Origin of the sequence: Paenibacillus sp. UNC451MF, assembly GCF_000686845.1 — a bacterium.
GTDB lineage: Bacteria > Bacillota > Bacilli > Paenibacillales > NBRC-103111 > Paenibacillus_S.
Map to the genome: position 1 here is coordinate 34,017 of NZ_JMLS01000034.1, position 19,010 is coordinate 53,026.

At 44.2% G+C, this 19,010-nt stretch carries 17 protein-coding genes; all 17 read right to left on the reverse strand.

What is annotated here, in order from left to right; translation table 11 throughout:
- Positions 1 to 68: 68 nt before the first annotated feature.
- Positions 69 to 1,394 (reverse strand): ABC transporter substrate-binding protein, encoded by a 1,326-nt coding sequence (locus BP97_RS0127390; protein ID WP_028551973.1) that lies wholly within the window; start codon positions 1,392 to 1,394, stop codon positions 69 to 71.
- 316 nt (positions 1,395 to 1,710) lie between these two features.
- Positions 1,711 to 1,950: a hypothetical protein gene (locus tag BP97_RS0127400; RefSeq protein ID WP_028551975.1), complete on the reverse strand. Its 240-nt coding sequence runs from the start codon at positions 1,948 to 1,950 to the stop codon at positions 1,711 to 1,713.
- A gap of 490 nt (positions 1,951 to 2,440) precedes the next feature.
- Positions 2,441 to 3,481, reverse strand: coding sequence for an NADH:flavin oxidoreductase (locus BP97_RS0127405; protein WP_028551976.1), 1,041 nt, complete (start codon positions 3,479 to 3,481; stop codon positions 2,441 to 2,443).
- A 489-nt stretch (positions 3,482 to 3,970) separates the two neighbouring features.
- Positions 3,971 to 4,426, reverse strand: a complete 456-nt coding sequence (locus BP97_RS0127410; protein ID WP_036746637.1) for a carboxymuconolactone decarboxylase family protein — start codon at positions 4,424 to 4,426, stop codon at positions 3,971 to 3,973.
- 482 nt (positions 4,427 to 4,908) lie between these two features.
- Positions 4,909 to 5,508 (reverse strand): TetR/AcrR family transcriptional regulator, encoded by a 600-nt coding sequence (locus tag BP97_RS0127415; RefSeq protein WP_028551978.1) that lies wholly within the window; start codon positions 5,506 to 5,508, stop codon positions 4,909 to 4,911.
- A 471-nt stretch (positions 5,509 to 5,979) separates the two neighbouring features.
- The gene (locus BP97_RS0127420) at positions 5,980 to 6,444 is read right to left on the reverse strand and encodes a hypothetical protein (protein ID WP_028551979.1); all 465 of its coding nucleotides are present in this window, start codon (positions 6,442 to 6,444) and stop codon (positions 5,980 to 5,982) included.
- A gap of 265 nt (positions 6,445 to 6,709) precedes the next feature.
- Positions 6,710 to 8,284 carry a copper amine oxidase N-terminal domain-containing protein gene (locus tag BP97_RS0127425; RefSeq protein WP_028551980.1) on the reverse strand — a complete coding sequence of 525 codons (1,575 nt, stop codon included), beginning with the start codon at positions 8,282 to 8,284 and terminating at the stop codon, positions 6,710 to 6,712.
- Positions 8,285 to 8,672: 388 nt separating this feature from the next.
- Positions 8,673 to 9,875, reverse strand: coding sequence for a macrolide family glycosyltransferase (locus tag BP97_RS0127435; protein ID WP_028551982.1), 1,203 nt, complete (start codon positions 9,873 to 9,875; stop codon positions 8,673 to 8,675).
- Positions 9,876 to 10,174: 299 nt separating this feature from the next.
- Positions 10,175 to 10,828: an MBL fold metallo-hydrolase gene (locus tag BP97_RS0127440; RefSeq protein ID WP_028551983.1), complete on the reverse strand. Its 654-nt coding sequence runs from the start codon at positions 10,826 to 10,828 to the stop codon at positions 10,175 to 10,177.
- 305 nt (positions 10,829 to 11,133) lie between these two features.
- Positions 11,134 to 12,744 carry a hypothetical protein gene (locus BP97_RS0127445; RefSeq protein WP_028551984.1) on the reverse strand — a complete coding sequence of 537 codons (1,611 nt, stop codon included), beginning with the start codon at positions 12,742 to 12,744 and terminating at the stop codon, positions 11,134 to 11,136.
- Positions 12,745 to 12,834: 90 nt separating this feature from the next.
- Positions 12,835 to 13,260 carry a GNAT family N-acetyltransferase gene (locus tag BP97_RS0127450; protein WP_028551985.1) on the reverse strand — a complete coding sequence of 142 codons (426 nt, stop codon included), beginning with the start codon at positions 13,258 to 13,260 and terminating at the stop codon, positions 12,835 to 12,837.
- 266 nt (positions 13,261 to 13,526) lie between these two features.
- Positions 13,527 to 13,733 (reverse strand): hypothetical protein, encoded by a 207-nt coding sequence (locus BP97_RS0127455; RefSeq protein WP_036746630.1) that lies wholly within the window; start codon positions 13,731 to 13,733, stop codon positions 13,527 to 13,529.
- Positions 13,734 to 14,106: 373 nt separating this feature from the next.
- Entirely contained in the window at positions 14,107 to 14,766 is a 660-nt protein-coding gene (locus BP97_RS0127460) for a nitroreductase family protein (protein ID WP_028551987.1), read from the reverse strand.
- 323 nt (positions 14,767 to 15,089) lie between these two features.
- Positions 15,090 to 15,539 carry an RrF2 family transcriptional regulator gene (locus BP97_RS0127465; protein ID WP_028551988.1) on the reverse strand — a complete coding sequence of 150 codons (450 nt, stop codon included), beginning with the start codon at positions 15,537 to 15,539 and terminating at the stop codon, positions 15,090 to 15,092.
- A 382-nt stretch (positions 15,540 to 15,921) separates the two neighbouring features.
- Positions 15,922 to 17,781 (reverse strand): cyclic nucleotide-binding domain-containing protein, encoded by a 1,860-nt coding sequence (locus BP97_RS0127470; RefSeq protein WP_028551989.1) that lies wholly within the window; start codon positions 17,779 to 17,781, stop codon positions 15,922 to 15,924.
- Between the two features lie 89 nt (positions 17,782 to 17,870).
- The gene (locus BP97_RS0127475; protein ID WP_028551990.1) at positions 17,871 to 18,488 is read right to left on the reverse strand and encodes a hypothetical protein; all 618 of its coding nucleotides are present in this window, start codon (positions 18,486 to 18,488) and stop codon (positions 17,871 to 17,873) included.
- A 256-nt stretch (positions 18,489 to 18,744) separates the two neighbouring features.
- Positions 18,745 to 19,010 (reverse strand): integrase core domain-containing protein (locus tag BP97_RS0127480; protein WP_028551991.1); only part of this gene is annotated, 266 nt, incomplete at its 5' end.

Genomic DNA, 19,010 nt, shown 5'->3' on the forward strand with positions numbered 1-19,010 from the left:
ACCATGAATATAACTTGCCGTCACAGCTGATGTAAATTCAATATCAGACGAATCATATGGATAATCGGCTACTTGCTTTTGGCCGTAGTTATTGCCTGATTGATTTTCTCGTCCGCCTGCCGCAGCGCCGTATTGACGTCGCCACCATTTTTAATCATATTCGCAAATTCTCCCTGCAATATGGAGGAAGCATTGACCAGCGGAGCCATTTTGCCGTTCATTGGAGGTGAAGGCGCAAACTCGTTGTAAAACACCGCTTTAAAGTTTTTATCCTTAAACAGCTTGTGATCGCTTCCTAATGTGGCACGGATCTTTTCATCCTTTAAAATCGTTGGTCTGGCCTCTTTATTGGCTTGTGTCTGTACCTCATCCGACAACAATTCGGTAACCACCTGAAACGCCTGCTCCGCTTTTTTATTGGCATTGCTGACAAAATAGTAAATCGTATTCGGTTGAAAACCGATCTTTGGTGCATCGGCATAAGTAGGCGCAGCTACCACATCCCAGTCCAAATCTGGATCGCTCTCGAACCGTCCGTAGCCTGACATAGGGGCAAGTGCCATAGCCACATTTCTCGTTTTATGAAACGCGGTCAGCTCTTTGTCCGGGTTCACATCATCAAGCGGTTTATTCCCGGGAATGTCGTATACCGATTTATAAGTAAGAAGCATCTTTTGGAAGCCCGGCAAGCTGATTGAGCTCTTGTCTTCCTTCGGATCAATGAAAGGTAAAGACAGTTGATTTTCCGTAATCATATTACTGAAAAACATGGACAATCCACGGTACTGCACACCATCCTCCATTCGGGTTAAGCTGGCTGCGACACGGACAACCTCATCCCAAGTCATGCCGTCTTTGGGAAGCGGTACTCCGAACTTTTTAAAAATATCCTTGTTATAGAACAACACAACTGAGTTCAAATACTTCGGCAAACCATATATTCCCCCTTTGGAAGTCGCATTTTTCAACGATTCCAGGGTCGATGGTTCTATTCGCGACAAGTCATAATTGTATTTCTTGAAAAGTTCCGTTAAATCATACTCCAACCCCAGATTCAGCAGTGAATTCATACCGCTAATGGAAGTGATAGTAATATCCGGCGTCTGACCGGCCATCATCATACTTTCCAGATTGCTTCCTTTCCCTTCGATAATGTAGGTAAGCTTATAGTCCGGGTACTTCGTTCGGATGGGTGCCGCGATCGTTCTTTCAAATTCATCTTGCGTGATGGAGGCAACTTTAGACAGGATGGTCAGTTCAGCCGGTTCGAGCTTTGCCTCGTTGACGGTCACTGGTTTCTCCACTTGTAGGGCTTGCTTCTCAGAGCATGCAGGCAATATAGCTAACGTGATAACCATCAGCCCCAGGACGATTTTTTCTCTTCTTATCCTCAAACGAACCCCTCCTAATTGATGGACTATAGAACGATGAAATCCGATATGTAAGCACTTTCATATCTAATTATATTTAACTCCTCCGGTCTGAGAATGGAAAATACCTCTAACAATATGGATAAAAAGCCAATAAAAATGAAGCAGTGCCAAAACCGAATCATGATACAAAATCAACAGAGCTTGAAATACAAATAAACCGCGCTTAAGCGCGGCTGTCCATAATCCTATTGAAATCGAAACATGGCATCGGTCCACCGTCTAATCCCTTCTCACAAACCTAACCAAAGGTAAAATCCTGAGAATTCATATGCCTGATTCACTGGTTCTCATGCAATTCTGTCTTCTTGGTGGTTGTGCCGAGTGCGGTTAATCGATATAGAGCGAAAACAACTGGATTAACCTGCACCAATCCTTTTTGCAACAGGTCTTTGAGTGACTGATTTACATCGGATGGATTCCTCATCGCTTTCGGAAGCTGACCCGTAATTTGTGCTGGTGTCTGCCATTCAGTGGTTAATGCCAATATTAATGATTGTTGCAGCGGAGTCAAGTTCATACTTTCTTCCTCCTTTTTTTACTTGCAAACTGCTTTAACATAATGAGACTACTGATGGTTACCGCAGCCAGTTCCTGTTCATGATGTTTTTTTATCAAACGTGTAACAAGGATTCATCCACTTAAATTCTTCGGTCAGCTCACAGTCAAGAACCATATTTCTTAACTTCTCATATTCTTCCTTCCATTTTTTAGCTTTACTTATATATACATTAACCTTAGGATTCATTCTATTATTTGTCATAATGTCATTTTAACTTTATTCACTAGGTATGTCTAACACTGGTCAAGAAGCCCAAATTATGAGGATAGTACTTAAATGTCCTGCCCCTTGTTCGCATAAAAATAAACCCCTTAAATTTCATCGGAAACCAGGAGGTTTTACCAATGTTTATAATAAGGGGTGCAATCTATTTTCTGTAAAGTTCTTTATGAAGTCAAAATATTAACTGGTTGTAGGTCAACATCCGTTTTTCTAATCAAGCGTAAACTTATTGAAGTGTTTTAACTGCTTCAGACGTAAACGGGATCAATTCGGCTGTTCGGTCGTCGCGGATTTTGGTCACCCAAGCAGGATCAACCAACAATGCCCGGCCTACGGCTACCAGATCAAACTCTTCTCGTTCGAGCCTTTCAATCAGCCCGTCGATCTTGGTATTATTGGCTCCCTTTCCTTCGGCGAAGAGACTCATAAAATCACCATCGAGACCAACCGATCCAACCGTAATCGTCGGTTTACCAGTCAGCTTTTTTGTCCATCCGGCAAGATTCAGATCAGAGCCTGGGAACTCAGGGTCCCAGAATCGGCGAGTTGAGCAGTGGAACATATCAACGCCCGCATCGACTAATGGTGCCAAAAATTGTTCCAGCAGTACCGGAGTTGCAGCCAATTTTGCTGTATAGTCCGTTGACTTCCATTGTGAGAAACGCAGTACGATCGGAAATTCCGGCCCAACGGCCCGGCGGCAAGCTTCGATGACCTCCACTGCAAAGCGGGTGCGCGCAACCATGTCACCGCCATAGCGGTCAGTACGCGGGTTTGTTTTCTCCCAGAAGAACTGGTCGATCAAGTATCCGTGCGCACCATGGATCTCGATTCCGTCAAAACCAATCCGTTTAGCTTCTAATGCCGCTTGCGCAAAGGCTTGGACGATTGTAGCGATTTCCGATTCCGAATAATCGCCAACATGTCCTCGTGCTCCCATATGCCAGATCTGGGGTATTATCCGTCCGCCTGCCTCGTGTACCTCAGTCACTACGTTTGCCCAACCCTCTAAAGCAGCCTCTCCATAGATGTGTGGTACGTTGACTTGATTCGACGAATCCGGGTGGTTGACGACTGTACCCTCAGTGACGATGAGTCCAACACCGTTCTCAGCCCTGCGACGGTAATAAGCAGCAACGTCCCGACCAGGTACGCCATTCGGGGAAAACCCTCTGGTCATCGGTGCCATCACGATACGATTAGATAGATTCATATTCTTGAATGAGAATGATTTGAACAGGGCCTGAACAGATTGAGTGTTATTCATAAGAACCTCCATATTCATTTATTTAAAACCTTCTGTGTAGTAATGATATCCTATGCTATTTAACTGTTACAAAATTTATAACTGTTGCGAAATTAATTACAGTATAAAAATAAATTAGCCCTTCTGTCAACAAGAAATTGTTAAAGATTATTCAATCCTTCTGTGTATTTACGAACGGTGAGGCCTTTTATGGCCCTATCCATTAACACAACGAGCCTGCCCACTTGTTTGCCTTTTTATCCATATTTAGCTAAATAACAATAATAGATTACATATAATATATTATGTTAACTTTCTTGATATATCTTCACTTTCATGATCAATTTCCTAAACTCAATTGCGTTCATCCCCGGTCAAATCAATAGTTGAATTTATCGAAAAAACGAGCAACAAGAGTTTGGTTGTTTTTCTTTCTCTTTCTTTATTTTCCTTTGCTTACGTGTGGGATCTCGAAAATAGATGCACGTGGATTTCACATGCAAAAATCTGTTATTTATGTGCGGCCGGCTGATATTCTCCAGGTACCATACCCGTAGAAATCGCCATGCGATTCCAACAGTTAATCGCATTAATTGCCATAATTAAATTTACAAATTGGCTCTCGTCGAAATGTTTGCGGACTTGATCATACAATTCCTGCGGAACGCCAGCATCTGAAATTTTAGTCACAGCTTCCGTTAACGCAATTGCGGCACGCTCGGCTTCGGTATAGAACGGAGCTTCCCGCCATGCGTTAAGCATATACAATCTCTGATCCGTCTCCCCCATCGCACGCGCATCTTTCGTATGCATATCAAGGCAGTAGGCGCAGCCATTAATTTGCGAGGCACGAATTTTAATCAGTTCCAGCAGGTTGTGATCAAGGCCACTCTTCTTCACATACCCTTCCAATTTTAAAAGTGTTTGTAAAGATTCGGGTCGCACTTTCGTATAATTCAGTCTCATTTCCACTTTTCATTACACCCCTTATTTTATGAATAACGTAATTTATTACTTTTTTTTACTTTCTTACGCACACCGGCAAGAGTTGCAAGTTAATCCCTTTTTCTAATAGAGTATCCCCTGCTGCGCATTGCATGATTCGGAAATTCTCAAAATAAATCATTAACCATTGTTCACCGGATTAAACTTGGGATTTTTAAGCATTTTCTCAATAAAAATAAGAATGTCCCCAAGAATGTCATCATCGAATGACGTGTCTTGAGGAGATCCTTACATCCTTTTATTAAATATTTAAACCAAATACACAATTAGGACCTCTCCCTGAGCGTATGATTTCTCAGCACAATTTCCAACCCAATTACAAAGCGTTCTCAAAATAGGTTCAAGCGATGGGACAATGTTTGTGTCTACCGACACAAGAGCCGCAGCTAGCAGGTCCTTCATCGTTTGTAAATAAACTCGGTTCGTCCTAGGCCATAAACCTATCATTCAATCACTGTAACATCCATGAGTTGCACAGCATTCCAACAGGAACGGATAGCTTCTTGGACGCTATCGCTGGTTAATTCGTAGATACCGTGGAGCTCGGCTTTCAACATGTAAACAAATTGCCCATAATGCATCTGAACCATCATTTTCGGATTCAAAGGGATAAAGAACTTCTGCTGAATGGCTTCTTCGTACAATCTGTTCATAGGCTCGCACCAAACGCCTGTATAGACTGCCTGCTTCACCTCGTCGTAAATGTAAGGCGAAAAGGAGTATTGCTCAATAAATTGAAAGCCCTGTGGATATTTTTTACCCAAGTCGATAACTCGGCTCCACCCCAATTCGAACTTTTCACGAATAGTTCTGCCCTGCAATAATCCTTCACGAACATACTCTCCGTTAAACGTGACAATCGCTTTGTACAATTCGTTAACTATATCTTCTTTACTTTGAAAATAGTGATAAATGCTTCCCGTCGAAACGCCAGATTCCTTTGCGATTAGCGCCATCGAGGTAGCCTGAATTTCCTTCCTAATTATGATATTTAGTGTCGTTTCGAGGACGGATCGTTGCACCTTGTTGTATGTCTCAAACATCGGCTACTCCTTCTCACAATAAATCGAACGTTCATTCTAATTAGATCCAACGAGCTCCTCGGATGGCTTGGATCCGATACGTTTTAACAAAAATGAAAAAGACCCTACGCTTTTGCGAAAGGTCTTATTATGTGGGAAGCGATTAATGATTGTAAATATTACAGGGATCAGAGTTTGTTACCGAACGGTTAAAGATTGATTTTCATCTCTAGGGCGATTGGTACTTTCTCCAGTGTACATGTAAATCAACAACCTTTCCGGATCGCATCGAATCCAATGGAATCATGTTCTTCCGTTATATGCTAGTTGATTTGTTAGTTACCACTTCCCACGTATTTGTTATTACCCAATGCAACATCGAAATGAATCATTTTTTCTGACGAGATAATTAAGTCCTATATCGCGGCTGTCGATCGATGTCGGCAGCCGCGTCTTAGTAGTATATGGAGCTATCGTACGCTTTGACTTACTTTAATATTGTCCTTTAATAACAAAAAACGAGCCCCGAATTGTTCCAGCTAGTTTAGACTTTTGCCTAGCAAACTTAAACTTCCCTTCTAACTCCTTTGGTACCTCCATCCCCTCAGAAAGCTTAAAACCAACGGCCCGCTTCTTAGGGTCATCAACTGTATACATGACATTGATCCCAAGACCATTCTCATAAAAGACGTAGGTAAATTGGATATTTTCCACTTGAAAACGTGACGTTTCTAAAGGTTTGGCTGCAAACGCAATATCACGTTCTTCTTTCAAAATGCGGTTCACATAATCGAGATTCTCCTGACTTTCGCTAGCTGGTACAACCATAAATTCATGTTTGTATTTGTTCATAAAGTAACGGGCTTCATTAGCACGTAAACCAGCAAGCGCTTCCGCTACAGGTGAAGACTCTAAACCTACCGTAGACACATTTTTAAAATCAACGATATACGACATTTCCATCCCTCGTTTCTCTCATTATTCCTAAAACCAGAAATTTAATCTTCTTATCTACCAAATATTATACCAAAAATGATTCAATATAAACGTTCACGTTTTGGATATGATAAAGCTCGTTGTTCAACTTCCCATACAGATGGTACGGGAGTCGTTTCAGGTTCCGGCGTTAGTTTTGGAGCCGGGGGATCATTTTCCACATCTGAAATGGACATGATCCCGCTTTTTTTCTACGTCATTATTTTTGAGGGCGCTAGGCATCCAGTTAATTTTTGGTAACTGTCAGCATGAAAGACTCATCCGGGTTCCAGTGAATTTCTCCGCCTAGCTGCTCTACAAGGAAGCGAACCGGTACATAGTAGACTCCATGAATGAATAATACCTTATGATCCATATCAACCTGTTGGCCGTCGACAATAGCCGTAGCACTATCCTGCGTAAAGCGGATTTCCTTTTTACCTGTATTGACCACGACGCTATTGTTCGTGCTGTCCCATTCCGCCTTATAGCCTAGCTGCTCGGTTATTTTACGTACCTGTCCATAGGCTACATCGTCAGAGGTAAAGCCGTAATTCGACAAGTAGTCGTCGGAATCGCTCATACTTTCTGCCATAGTATCGAATTCGGTCTTATTCATAAGCCACAGGCTGAACTGCTTGCGGGTCACTTTCAAATCGTGCTTTAAAAACGTATACAATGCGGAGTTTTCATCCACCTGCTCCATGACTGCCTCCGGGGTATCGAGCTGGGAAACGTCTACCGCATCCCGCGAGGCTAGAGCCGCAGGCTGAACCGAGCCATTCATATTCCAACGCTCCATCTGGAACCGCACCTTACCGCCCTTAAGTCCGCCGATCTCTTCTTTGAACTGGACGTTCAAGTCGGCTTTTCTTACAAACTGCTGCGGGTCGACAAACATATCGAGATGTACCCGAGTATCCGGAGAAATATGAATCTCTTGCTGCTTCGTTGTTACGATCGAAGCCAGTGTTGCGAGAATAAATTTCTCGGCCCCGTAAATTCCCTCCACCGACATTTCTTTATCGGTAAACCATTCATTGTACCGACCTCCGACCGCTTCCTCATCCTTGAGGTATTCGAACAAGCTGTCCGCCATGTCCCGTAGCCCTTTGTCATCCAATGTTAGCGAGCGTAAGTATTTCTTCAGCAGCTCCGGCATCTGAGTAGCCGTCACATCGAAAGCCACGGTGGTCCCTGTCGCTTGACTGCCATGAACATCAACTACCTGGTTCCGTTGTATAGACAAGCTATCTGTATTAGGCAGGTTGCGGACCAGCAGTTGGAGCCCCTTCTTGGTCAAATCGCGTTCCCGCTCGCTGCCCGCATCAGAAAGTGGTGTCGAAGCCGTCCCCAACTTCAGCCATTTATTCCACCGATAAGGAAGCTCATCGGACAGTTCTCCAAGCTTCAGTGTAATCGGATGCCGTGCGCCCTCCACTTGAACTATTGCCTTATCCCCTTCCACCGAATATTCGAACGGGATTTGAAGCTTAGCCTTGGTCAGCAAGCCTTTACCGGAAACAGTTCCAGACTTCTTATTAGCCTTCAGCTCGTTAATGCGAAGCTCCAGACCGTTCAGTAGCTCGTAGGCCTCCAAATAGGACCTCTGATAGCCAATCCCGAGCTCATCTGTTTTGCTAAACTTATCGGTGTCGATATCAAATTCAAACTTCAGAGATGCAGACCCTTCATAGGAAGCAAGCTCCGCTTCCTGCTCAAACAGCTTCACCGGGTCAAATCCGTCGACCGGCTGACAGCCCGCCAGCACGAGCAGCGTGACCAGCAGCGCTATGATTCCCCTCTTGTTCCAACCATACATCAATGTTATCCCCCTCTTCATCTATGATCTCTCTTACTATAAATGGAAAATATTACTTCTAGCAAGTAATTTATGAGATTCATAGAGTTTCCCGATCCATTTAGGTCCATCTAAAATACGAAAAGCCTCCCCACTTGACGAGCAGGGAAGCTTTTCGTATTTTACAATTTTCCAGCATCGCTGCTGTCCGAAGAGAGCGATCCAAACGTTCGTTTCATCCGGCGTAATGGCCAAAATCCTGCCGATCCTGACAATCAGCAGGATCCTCTCAACAGGGAAAAATACTGACTTGTTGCCTTCCATTTAGCACAGTAATCTTGTTGAGCTCTTGATTGCAGTTACCACCTCTGGGAAAAGTCAACATTTTAGTAGCTAAACATACTTTTATCTAGATAGGATATTGATTTTTAAATTCGAAAATCTCATCAACAGCTTTGTGATACCCACCTGATTTTCGAAAGGATTCCCTAATATGTGCAACAGCTTTCTTGAAAGATGATAGGCTTAACACGTGATCTACGGCTTCACGTAGTTGATTTGCAGTCAAGCTTTGCATTTGTAATTTAATGCCTGCTCCGATATTGGCGACTTGCCCGGCAATTATCGGCTGATCCGCGCTTTGCGGGATTACAATTAACGGAACCCCGTAATAGAGACCTTCATTGGTACTGTTCATTCCACCATGTGTAATAAATAATTTAGTGTGTTGCAGTAAATCCGTTTGAGGAACATAATTTTTTACGATGAAGTTTTTAGGAATTTCCCCTAAATCAGAAAATTGGACTTTATTCCCAATAGACATGACGATAGTATGATCAGTGTTCCCAAATACCTCAAAACAAAGCTTATAGAAATCAATCGCATGGTTAAAGACTGTACCCAGTGAAACGTAAATGGGGTTTTTCTCCTTGATTGCAGTAAAGTCGAAGTTTTCTTGGGTTGATCGTGAAGTGATGGATGGACCTACAAATTTATAAGTTTGGTCGAAGGCTTCTCCATAAGGTTGAAACTCCCTTGTTGTATAAACAATTGTAAGTGGTGCAGGATTACAAAACACTTCGTAAGGAGAATGGATCTCCACATCATATTTTTCCTTCAGCATTGCCGTCAGGCTTTGAAATCTATCGTTTATAGGTTTAACTATTTCTGAAGGAACTTGTCTATAAAATTGTTCCAACATTTCATCGAATGAACCTTTTGTCTGTGCAAAAGAAGTACAAGAGTTGATTGCAGGAAGCTTAAGAATTTGAGCAAGTAAACGTCCACAACCAAACATGGAATCATGGATGATATAATCAAAATGCTCTCCTTTGATCTGTTCAAGAACGCTTGGTATGACTATATCTGCCGTAAGTAAAAGACCGTTGATTCTTTCGAGTAAATAATCTCTTCCACCTGAGATAAAGGCTTTAATAAATTTTTGATCGTCAAATGTTCGTACTGTAGCTCCCGTCTTCTCAATACGCTCCCTAAAAGCTTCTATAGAAAAGTACACTACCTCTTCTCCACGTGAAATTAGCTCTTGCACAACTCCAATAGTTGGATTGATATGACCCTCTGATCCACCATTAATAAATAAAACACGCGCCATATCTACCACTCCTTAGGTATACTGTTCTCTAAATTATGTAAGAGTAAGGGTGCTGTCCCATATCATCGTTCGAATCCAATAATGTAATCAAGTTTATCATAGTACAATACTTGAAAATTTCAAAACTTTAATCACCATATTTTTTAGCGATTCTGCTTTTTCGTATTATAAAGTCACCAGTACTTACTGGTCGACCTCATTTTAGTGTGGTAGCCGGGCAGGACGTTTGTGTTCCTGGGAGGCAGATCCCATGTGTGTGTTTAGGATAGTATGCGGTCGGTACAATTGATGTGTTTAATCTATAATAATCGAATCTGATCATTAATGTTTCCCTTGCTTAGTCCTCCGTGATAGCATATTACGGATTCAATGTTAAGATCCTGATATCTTTTCAACGAGAGTCGAGCTTCCTCTATATCGAGTGTTGTTGGCTCATGAATTCCTCCAAGTATTCCGTTTACACTATACATCGAATCCCCAGCAACGAGAGTTTTACTTCTTTTCAAATAAAGGCTGATATGACCGGGAGTGTGCCCAGGAGTATGGATGACTCGAATTCCGCCACAAAACGCAAGTTCCTGACCATCGAATAATGTATTGTCCACTCTACCCTTGGGGGGATTTTTTATTTGTCCATCTTTTAGTAGAGGTAGTTCCCCTTGAATATAAGGTTTATCCAGTGCGTGTGCGTATACCTGAACTTTACTGCCACACTCCTGCAAAATCTCAGGGAGACTTCCTATATGATCTATATCTTGATGTGTCAAAATCACAATTTTCACCTGGTCGAGTGACACTCCTGCCTTCCTCATAGACATTCTTAAATCTTCTATTTGTCCTGGGAACCCGGTGTCTATTAACACGGCCATTTCTTGATCCCACAAAAGGGTTGGGTTGATTGTATTCCCGCGAAAGTCCAGCTCAAGCATGTGAACTCCATATGAAATTTCCACGTTTTCAGCTCCTTTATACTTAGCTTTATACACCACGGTTTATACAACACAAATATTTTATTGTACGTAAAAATATTTTATTACGTTTTTTATTGGTTTGTCAATAAACAACTGGCCAAATCAATAGTAAGAAAATCAACATCCACTTTGCCGACGCATGCTGATTTATTGTGGTATGTCATCAAGATGAGCCTTACGTATGTTCGCACTCTCTTTATCTCACTTGGTTTTACAAAAAAAAGCCGCACTTTAAGCGGCTTTTAATGTAATCTTCTTATCGAACGAGACTTGCAGCCGTCTTGATGTCATAAATGACGAGACTTTGCCGGATCCGTTTTCTGAATATACCAATAAGCTACCGGCATCTGAAAGGAACCTTTCGGATTGGTGACCCGGCTGTATGCCGTCACCCGGTACATACCCGACTCCTCCGACAACTTCACCTTTAAGGTAAAGCGATCACCCTCAAACGGCACCGATACCGGGTCGCCTTCCTGCACGTATTCGTCTCCCTCCTGGCGATCCATTCTAAAGGTCAATCCAGTGCCACTGATCCTGTCCACCGTTCCCGAGAAGGTCATGTCCGAGCTGGAGATTTCCTGATACGCCTTTTCCGGGGTCAGCTTCAAAAGGCGGGTGGAATCTCCGGAGCTGAAAGACGTGTTTTGGTCCAGAATTGCCGTTAGCTCCCGCAGGGGAAGCTCCACAGAATACTCCGAGTCGAATAAAATACGCTTTCCTTGGGACAATCGAAGCTGCATCCGGTTTGTTCCGAGATCAAGTTTGATTGACGTATCCATCCTATACTTAGGCCCGCCGTCAATAGCTTCAGCCATACCGCCTGCTACAACCGGTGCGTGAGCAATATCCCCGTTAGTTTCTTTTTCAAGTCCAAGGAAGGGTAGTTCGGATGTTCCCTGCAAAAACTCATCCACACGGACAATGTAATTGTAATTATCAACACGTTGCTTGAGTCCATGATCCTCGACTATCATCTTCCGGTACGTGATGTTCTCCAAATGCGTCTCCGGGCTCCACACTGACTCATACCCGAACAAGTCCTTAAGCTCCGGCTCTCGAAGCAGCCATTTACCGTCCTGCTTGACCGGTTGCTTCCAAAGCTCCACCTTCACTGCCGTGGTCCCAAACCAAATCAAGTCCACATGGTTGTCGCCATCCCTTAGGATAAATCCGTTAGTCCCGTTTTCAACCAGCAGACTGCCGTCTTCCGTTTCTTTTGCCGTATATCCCAGCATGCTAGCAATCCATGTTACATTTAGCATAGGCAAGTCATCGATCGTCCGGCCGACTTCCTCCCCGTTCCAAGTGATCTGCGGGTCTCCGATCATAATATCATCTACCTTAACAGTGCCATTTTCCCGCACTACTAGCGGATTGTTGGTGAACCATCCGGCATCGTCAGCGTTGGGAGTGAAACTGATTTTCCGTTCCTTCTCAGACCACACGACACTCCCGAAAGCGGACAAATCGTTCAGCTTGATGACTGTTCTTCCGCCGATATTAATGGAAGGAATCTTATGATCACTGTAATAAGCTGTTATATCCGTATACAGAACGTCGGCTAACTTTGTGCCTGACGGCTGGGTTGTTTTCTGGATGGGCAGAGGATGTACCTCTTTCTTCCCGCTGTAACGAATTACCATCTTCCTTTCCTGAGGCACCCAAGCCACATCAAAACCATATTCCCGAAGATCCTCTGCCGCTACCGCTGTGTAGCCATCCACATTTAGCGAAGAAATCTCGGCACCGTTAACATACGCACGAATATCAGTTGATAGGACCTGCCCGGTCACATCTCCAATCTCTGTTGCCCAGACGAACGGTGTGCCGGTGCCGCCTAAGGCTAGGAACGCAGCAATCCCTAAAACAGCGGTTGTCAATCGGATTCTCCTCATTCGATACGTGCTCCCTTCGAATTAATATTCTGCCGTCGAGTCAAATTTAGTGTGTTCGACTAGCAATCTAACTTGATCGTCCACTTTAGCTCAATGGATAATGCCCTTTTTTAAGTAATAGTGCTTATGTCTACCCGCATTTTGAATAGTTCCAAATACCTCATAACCCTGCTTTATGTAAAAATCTTTTGCTTGAAAGCTCAACGTATCAAGTTTTATGAATTCGCATTTTTTCTCTTTGGCAATTTTTTCGGCTTCAGCTAAAAGCTTTTTTCCATATCCTTGTTTACGAAGTTCTTCATTGACAAATAGGTAATGTATCTCGCACCAGTTCCAACATATTTCCCCTGTAATACCACCAAAGATTTGACCAGCGGCATTTTTCAAAAACAGATTCACCTCTTGATATCTGCCTTTTAAGTCATCAGGGAAATGCTTTAAATTAAACTCAATCATCCTATCTCTCACAAAAGACTTGTCACCACTATTTAATTCATTAGTAATGTTTAGCTGCATACTTTCCACTCCAATCCCAATTGCAATCATTTGACTTTAATTGAGTTCAATAACAGAACCAATGTAACATATTGTTCCAATCTATGGGTAGGAAATAACACTAATACCTAATCATTACTATCCCGTTTCTCAACTTTAGCCAAAGCTTCAGCAAGCTACCACCATACTACTAATTGCCCGTTACTTCAATGAAAACAAGGAGCAGATGCCGCGGCAAACTACTCCTTGTTTCGTTTAATTATTGACTCATCAGCTCAATGGAGTTCTTATGTATTAAGATCTACTCTATACTCCGACTCATCTCGCACATAGAACACGCCATTAATTTTCACTGAATATGTTGAATATTTTTCAATTAGTCCGCAGTCTACAAAAACTGGAATATCATCAGCAGTTCGCTGAATTACGGATACTCTGACTTGGGCAAGCGAGGCTGCAAATAACTCTATGTCGGTAATTAAAGTTTTTTCCATCTGAGTTTGTCCCCTAGAAATTATAGTTTTGAACCTGTCCCTTTAGTTTATTATATTACTTTATAGTTTTTCATTGTCCAATCATAGTTTCTATTTAAGGCAGTAACGCACTAAATGAACCGGCGATATAGTTCTCGCCTGCGCTCTCCACGAAGCTGAGCATTTGAGTGGCTTACCCAACGTTCCTTAGCTAATTCTGGTTACAGGGTATGATCGCCACCAGCTACATGATTATGGTCTTTAGTAAGCACATCTCCATTGGCGGAGTTTTACAATTTTCCCCTCTCATTTTTCCATTGTGAAAATCTTACACAACGAAAAAAGACCTTCGAGACCGGTACACAATCGTATCGGTTCGAAGGTCTTTTTCTCATTAGTTAGCGGGCATTTCGTTAAAGAATGTAATGTCGTCTATTGGCAACCGAGTTGTCGGATGGCCCGGTTTTGCCGCTTTGCCAAGTGCAATTAGCATGATCGGAATGTATTGGTCGCTAATGTTGAAAGCTTCCTTAAGCTTGGCTGCATCATAGCCACCCATCGGAACCGTGTCGTAGCCATGGGCGCGTGCAACTAGCATAAGCTGCTGCGAAACAAGACCGCCGTCGATGTGAATGATTTTGTGTAAAACTTCTTTAGGAAGCGAACCGTACATACTAATCGTTCTTTCTGCGAACGATTTAGCCGTATCTTCAGGCATGAAGCCGCGTTTCGCTGCTTCACCATATATTTCGTCGGCTTTTTTATAGCCTTCTGTATCGCCCAACACAACAATCACCGCTGCTGCTTCCGTAACCTGAGACTGATTATAGGCGATCGGCAGTAGCTTCGCTTTCAGCTCTTCCGTCTCGATAACGAGGAAACGCCAAGGCTGAACGTTGGAGGAGGAAGGTGCAATCGCCGCTTCCTTCAGCAGCTCCTTAATTTGCTCGTGGGAGAGCCGAACGGATTTGTCATACTGACGTACAGAGCGGCGCTCGCGTATAACATCCGCAAATAGTTGGGAAGTTGCCCCAGTTTGAGTTGAAGTTGACATTTAAAATCCTCCTTTGGATAAATACTGTTTATGATCTAGCACAGTTAAAATCGAAAAATTGCACTTTTTTGCCACAGGCAACTTTTATAAAAATATGGATCAGTTAAATCGGATTAATTCTAAATGAGCTGAAACAACCTTTAGAAATGAGTGCTTAGTCTCATCATGATAAATGCTTCCGGAGTAACTGAAACTGTGTTAATTATCACACAGTATATTCCAAAAAAATATGCTGCTCGTGGATAGTATTAAACTGTTGATTATATTGCACAGTATAGACTCTGAGCAAACCGTTGTCAACTGCCTTATTGCCTGGATTCATTTTAAATGTTTGTTTCCAATTGATTGGCGATATCTGCTATCGTATATTTGCTTAATACTCCACGCATGCTGTCGTCCATTTCTTTAGTTATTTCCCCGAGCACGGTTTTCATACAGTTACCAAAAGGATGCGTACCCGCTGTTTCGGTAATACCGAAACATAGCTTGCTGCCTGCACGAAATGCATCGTATACGTCGACCAAACGAATGGACTCAGCTGGTTTCTTTAAGTGATAGCCGCCGGCACGGCCTTCTCTGGTTCCGATAAACCCTTCTTTGGCGAGAACGGCAAGTATACGGCGGAGCAAAGAAGGTTCTGACTGAAGGTATCTTGCGAGCTCAATGCTCGGACAAGCTGTGTTTACGTTCTCCTGCGACATAATAATAAGTGCTTGAACAGCAAGGCCGAACCATTTCGGGTGCTGCGTCGACGTACAATATTCCTGCTCCACCTTAGGTTCCCCCTTATATCACATACTATTTGCAGCTATGAGTAATTGTACCGAATTCCCGCGCATCCTGCAATTGTCAATCTATTATAACTGCTCCATCTAGGCAAATACCTAAAAAAAAGTTCAATAAATGAGCAGGTTGCCGTTGCACGTGATCTTCATGTTGTACCTTTCTATTTGCTTCTCGAAGCTACTTTTGCAAATTCCTTTGTCTAAAAAATCATCTCCTGAAAATTGAAACACCATAACTTAGATATTCGGCGAAGTGAAAGGCTGCCGGTAATTCACGCGGCAGCCTTTACGTGTTGTTATACAGCTATCTATCTCGTTAGTTAGATGAGTTTATAATTACCAGACTACAAACTATGACGCTTTCGTTCGATTATGGTTTTCTCCTTAATGCTTGGCCGCAGCGGGCGCAATAGCGAGCATCCGGAGGTGACTGCGACTTACATGCCCCGCATGTCAGGGGCCTTGCTTTGGGAGCATTTGCTGCTGCAGCAGCTTCATTCAGCGCTTCATCCTGCCGAAGCGGATTCAGGGCTGAAATAGCATGGTTCTCCTCCTTCGTTCCTTTGCGAAGGAGGCCATACAGCAGAAGCAGGCCGCCCGCTCCGACGGTAACCATCGACAGCATTCTCCATAATCCTTCTGCTAAATGGAAGTCCCATAGCGCATGAAGCGCCACGGCCGCCAACATGAGCGCTGCAGCCAGTCCGTGCCGCCGGAACACGAACCGCGTCCCCTGTGCGGCATGGCGCTTGTTCAGTCCGTACCAGATCCCGGTTGCGGCGATGGCCGTCCAAGTGCCGTGACCAAGCGGCGAGAGTAGCGCTCTAACCCACAATACCGCAAGCATCTCTCCTGTCGAACCCTGTTTCAGATACGACCAGCCGTAAACGATGCTTTCTACGGCAGCAAAGCCCATCCCGGCCGCTGCTCCAATCACGACGGCGTCCATCAGAAACCTCATCCGTCCACCTCTGAGAAGTATCGCGCATACGATCAGCTTCGCGCCTTCTTCAATCAAGGCTACCGAAAGAGGCACGCTTAGCTCCGTAAAGCCGGCAGAGCTCCTGGCGACACCGAAGAGCCATTGCCGTTCCACCACCCAGGCAAGCGGAACCGCGACAGCCGCCGATAAGACGAATACCCACGCCAGGCGCATATGTGAAAATCCAAGCTGCTGTGAGCCCCGCATATAGGCTACGAAAGTTACAGGGCCGACCAGCCCGCCGGACAGCAATGCCGCCATTTGCCATAGCTGGTTTTGCAGCCAAACGGCCATGACAGTGCAGCCTGCGAAGAGGCCGCCAAGCAGGAACAGGAGATCGATCCACCTAGTCGATCGGTTAGTTGTAGGCAACGCTTTCTCCACAGGCAACAGGTCGTGTTCTTCGTCCGGCGCAATATCGTCTCCATCTGGTGCAGTGAATGAGGGGGCAATTGCCAGGTCTGGACGCCGGATTCGCATAATCTCCGCAAATTGCCTTCTCACTGGAGGATAATGCTGCCAGATCGCCTGAAATTCGTCGCTGCCCATAACCAATAACTCACCTTCTTCCATGGCGGTGATAGTCGCCGTTTGAGCTTGCTCCGACAGTAGCGCAATTTCGCCAAAAAAGTCCCCGGTCTCCATGACCGCACGACGTTGGCCAGTCGAGATTTTCTCGAACCGCCCGCCGCTTATCATATAAAAGCTTTCCTTAGGAGTACCTTCCAGCAAAATGGTTTCCCCTTGCAACACATTCCTTCGCACCGTAATTTCGGCTAATCCGCGCAGCTCGGAATCGGGGATGGCCGACCAGATTGACGCTTTACGCAGCAAACCGTGCTTCATGCGAAGCTCTGCCGCATACGTCAAGCTCTCATGGAAGTAGGGACTCGCATCAGCCAGCTTCTCAAATGCCGTACGGTCCAGTCGGAGGGCCATAACTTCGCCCAAAGCCCTAATGCCGGCCGTCCGCTTCTCATTACGGATTAATGCGATCTCTCCGATCAAGGCGCCATATCCGAGCTCGGCCAGCACGACCTGTTTTCCAATCAGGCTGCGGGTATGAACCTGCACTTTGCCATCCAGAACAAAGTAACAGTCATGCCCTTCCGCGCCTTCATGCATCAGCCACTCCCCTTCCGGGAAGCAGACGGTTTCCATGGTAGATGCCGCATTCTCAAGCTCCGTCTCCGGAACGCCGTGCAGCAGTGTATGGTTTCTTAAGAATCCCACGATATCGAAGGACATTCGGATTTCCAGCCTTTCTCACTATGTAGCTCTTTTTCGATTTCTATAAAAAAAGGAACCTGTCGAGGACAGGTTCCCGTACTGATTCATTATCTCATATTTCCGATAATGCTGCTGCGTTGATCAGCCATTTTTTTAATAAAATTAGTCATAGTATCGAAAGCTTCGTTTCTCTTGTTCGTCAAACTTTGCATGCGAAGCATATCCATTTGCTGACTGCTATTTAAACTGTCGATTTTACCGCGAAGGGTTTCCGACGCGCGGTCTATATCAGCTTGGGTCCATTTATTTGCTGAAGGGACCTGGACGCCGTTCTCGGTTAATTTTTTCTGCAAATCCGCATCCAATGTAACGCTGTCTCCCGATTTTTGCGGTCGATTCGATTTGAGTTTACTTAAAATTTCATTCAATTTGGCAATCTCGTTATTTCTATTTTGAATGGTTTCCATTTGCGTTTTGAGCTGGCTATCCAATAGCTCAGTACGTTGGGACTGAATCGACATTAATGCGGTTTCCAAATCCACGTTGGAAAATTGAGTCGTAATCATTCCTTGAGCATTAATGGACCCGACAGCATTTTGAGTCGCTTGACCACCGAGCGCTACCTTTACCGAGCTGTATGCCGAGTCGTTCATCATTAACCCTACGCCGCCCATTATCCCGATCACTAAGGTTCCTACGATAGATAATGCCATTTTCTTATTCATTCTTGCTTCCCCCTACTCGCTTCTATGGCTTGATTATATCACTGAAGCTTCCCTTAAGTCTGTTAAGTTCACCACATATCTGATAATTAGGCGAGGGCTGTGCGGACCCAGGGCAATAAGCGGGATAGCTCGGCTTAGGCTTGACTAGCGGTTGCTCGGTCGCTTGATGGTGGCATTAAGCCAAGCACCTGCATAATGAAAGAAGCCCCCCGTCCAATTGGTCAAGACCCAATTTAGTGGACAGTTAAGAAAAACCCTATTTTGCAAGCTGGCACCGGTACTCTACCGGAGTCAGCTTGTTTAATTTTCTTTGTGGTCTGTGATGGTTATAAAAATAGATATAATTTTCAATTCTGCTTTGTGCTTCCTCAATGGATCGGATATGATATGGATAGAGTGCTTCCGTCTTTAAATGCGAAAAGAAGCTCTCCATGGAGGCGTTGTCATAACAATTGCCTCGGCGAGACATGCTGATTTGGGCGCCAACCTTTGGCAGCATGTCGTGGTAATCGTAGGACGTGT

What these genes read in the sequence shown, in the direction of transcription:
- BP97_RS0127400 (WP_028551975.1), bottom strand. Translation starts at nt 1,950, where the DNA reads ATGAACTTGACTCCGCTGCAACAATCATTAATATTGGCATTAACCACT.
- BP97_RS0127405 (WP_028551976.1), bottom strand. Translation starts at nt 3,481, where the DNA reads ATGAATAACACTCAATCTGTTCAGGCCCTGTTCAAATCATTCTCATTC.
- BP97_RS0127410 (WP_036746637.1), bottom strand. Translation starts at nt 4,426, where the DNA reads ATGAGACTGAATTATACGAAAGTGCGACCCGAATCTTTACAAACACTT.
- BP97_RS0127415 (WP_028551978.1), bottom strand. Translation starts at nt 5,508, where the DNA reads ATGTTTGAGACATACAACAAGGTGCAACGATCCGTCCTCGAAACGACA.
- BP97_RS0127420 (WP_028551979.1), bottom strand. Translation starts at nt 6,444, where the DNA reads ATGTCGTATATCGTTGATTTTAAAAATGTGTCTACGGTAGGTTTAGAG.
- BP97_RS0127425 (WP_028551980.1), bottom strand. Translation starts at nt 8,284, where the DNA reads ATGTATGGTTGGAACAAGAGGGGAATCATAGCGCTGCTGGTCACGCTG.
- BP97_RS0127435 (WP_028551982.1), bottom strand. Translation starts at nt 9,875, where the DNA reads ATGGCGCGTGTTTTATTTATTAATGGTGGATCAGAGGGTCATATCAAT.
- BP97_RS0127445 (WP_028551984.1), bottom strand. Translation starts at nt 12,744, where the DNA reads ATGAGGAGAATCCGATTGACAACCGCTGTTTTAGGGATTGCTGCGTTC.
- BP97_RS0127450 (WP_028551985.1), bottom strand. Translation starts at nt 13,260, where the DNA reads ATGCAGCTAAACATTACTAATGAATTAAATAGTGGTGACAAGTCTTTT.
- BP97_RS0127455 (WP_036746630.1), bottom strand. Translation starts at nt 13,733, where the DNA reads ATGGAAAAAACTTTAATTACCGACATAGAGTTATTTGCAGCCTCGCTT.
- BP97_RS0127460 (WP_028551987.1), bottom strand. Translation starts at nt 14,766, where the DNA reads ATGTCAACTTCAACTCAAACTGGGGCAACTTCCCAACTATTTGCGGAT.
- BP97_RS0127470 (WP_028551989.1), bottom strand. Translation starts at nt 17,781, where the DNA reads ATGTCCTTCGATATCGTGGGATTCTTAAGAAACCATACACTGCTGCAC.
- BP97_RS0127475 (WP_028551990.1), bottom strand. Translation starts at nt 18,488, where the DNA reads ATGAATAAGAAAATGGCATTATCTATCGTAGGAACCTTAGTGATCGGG.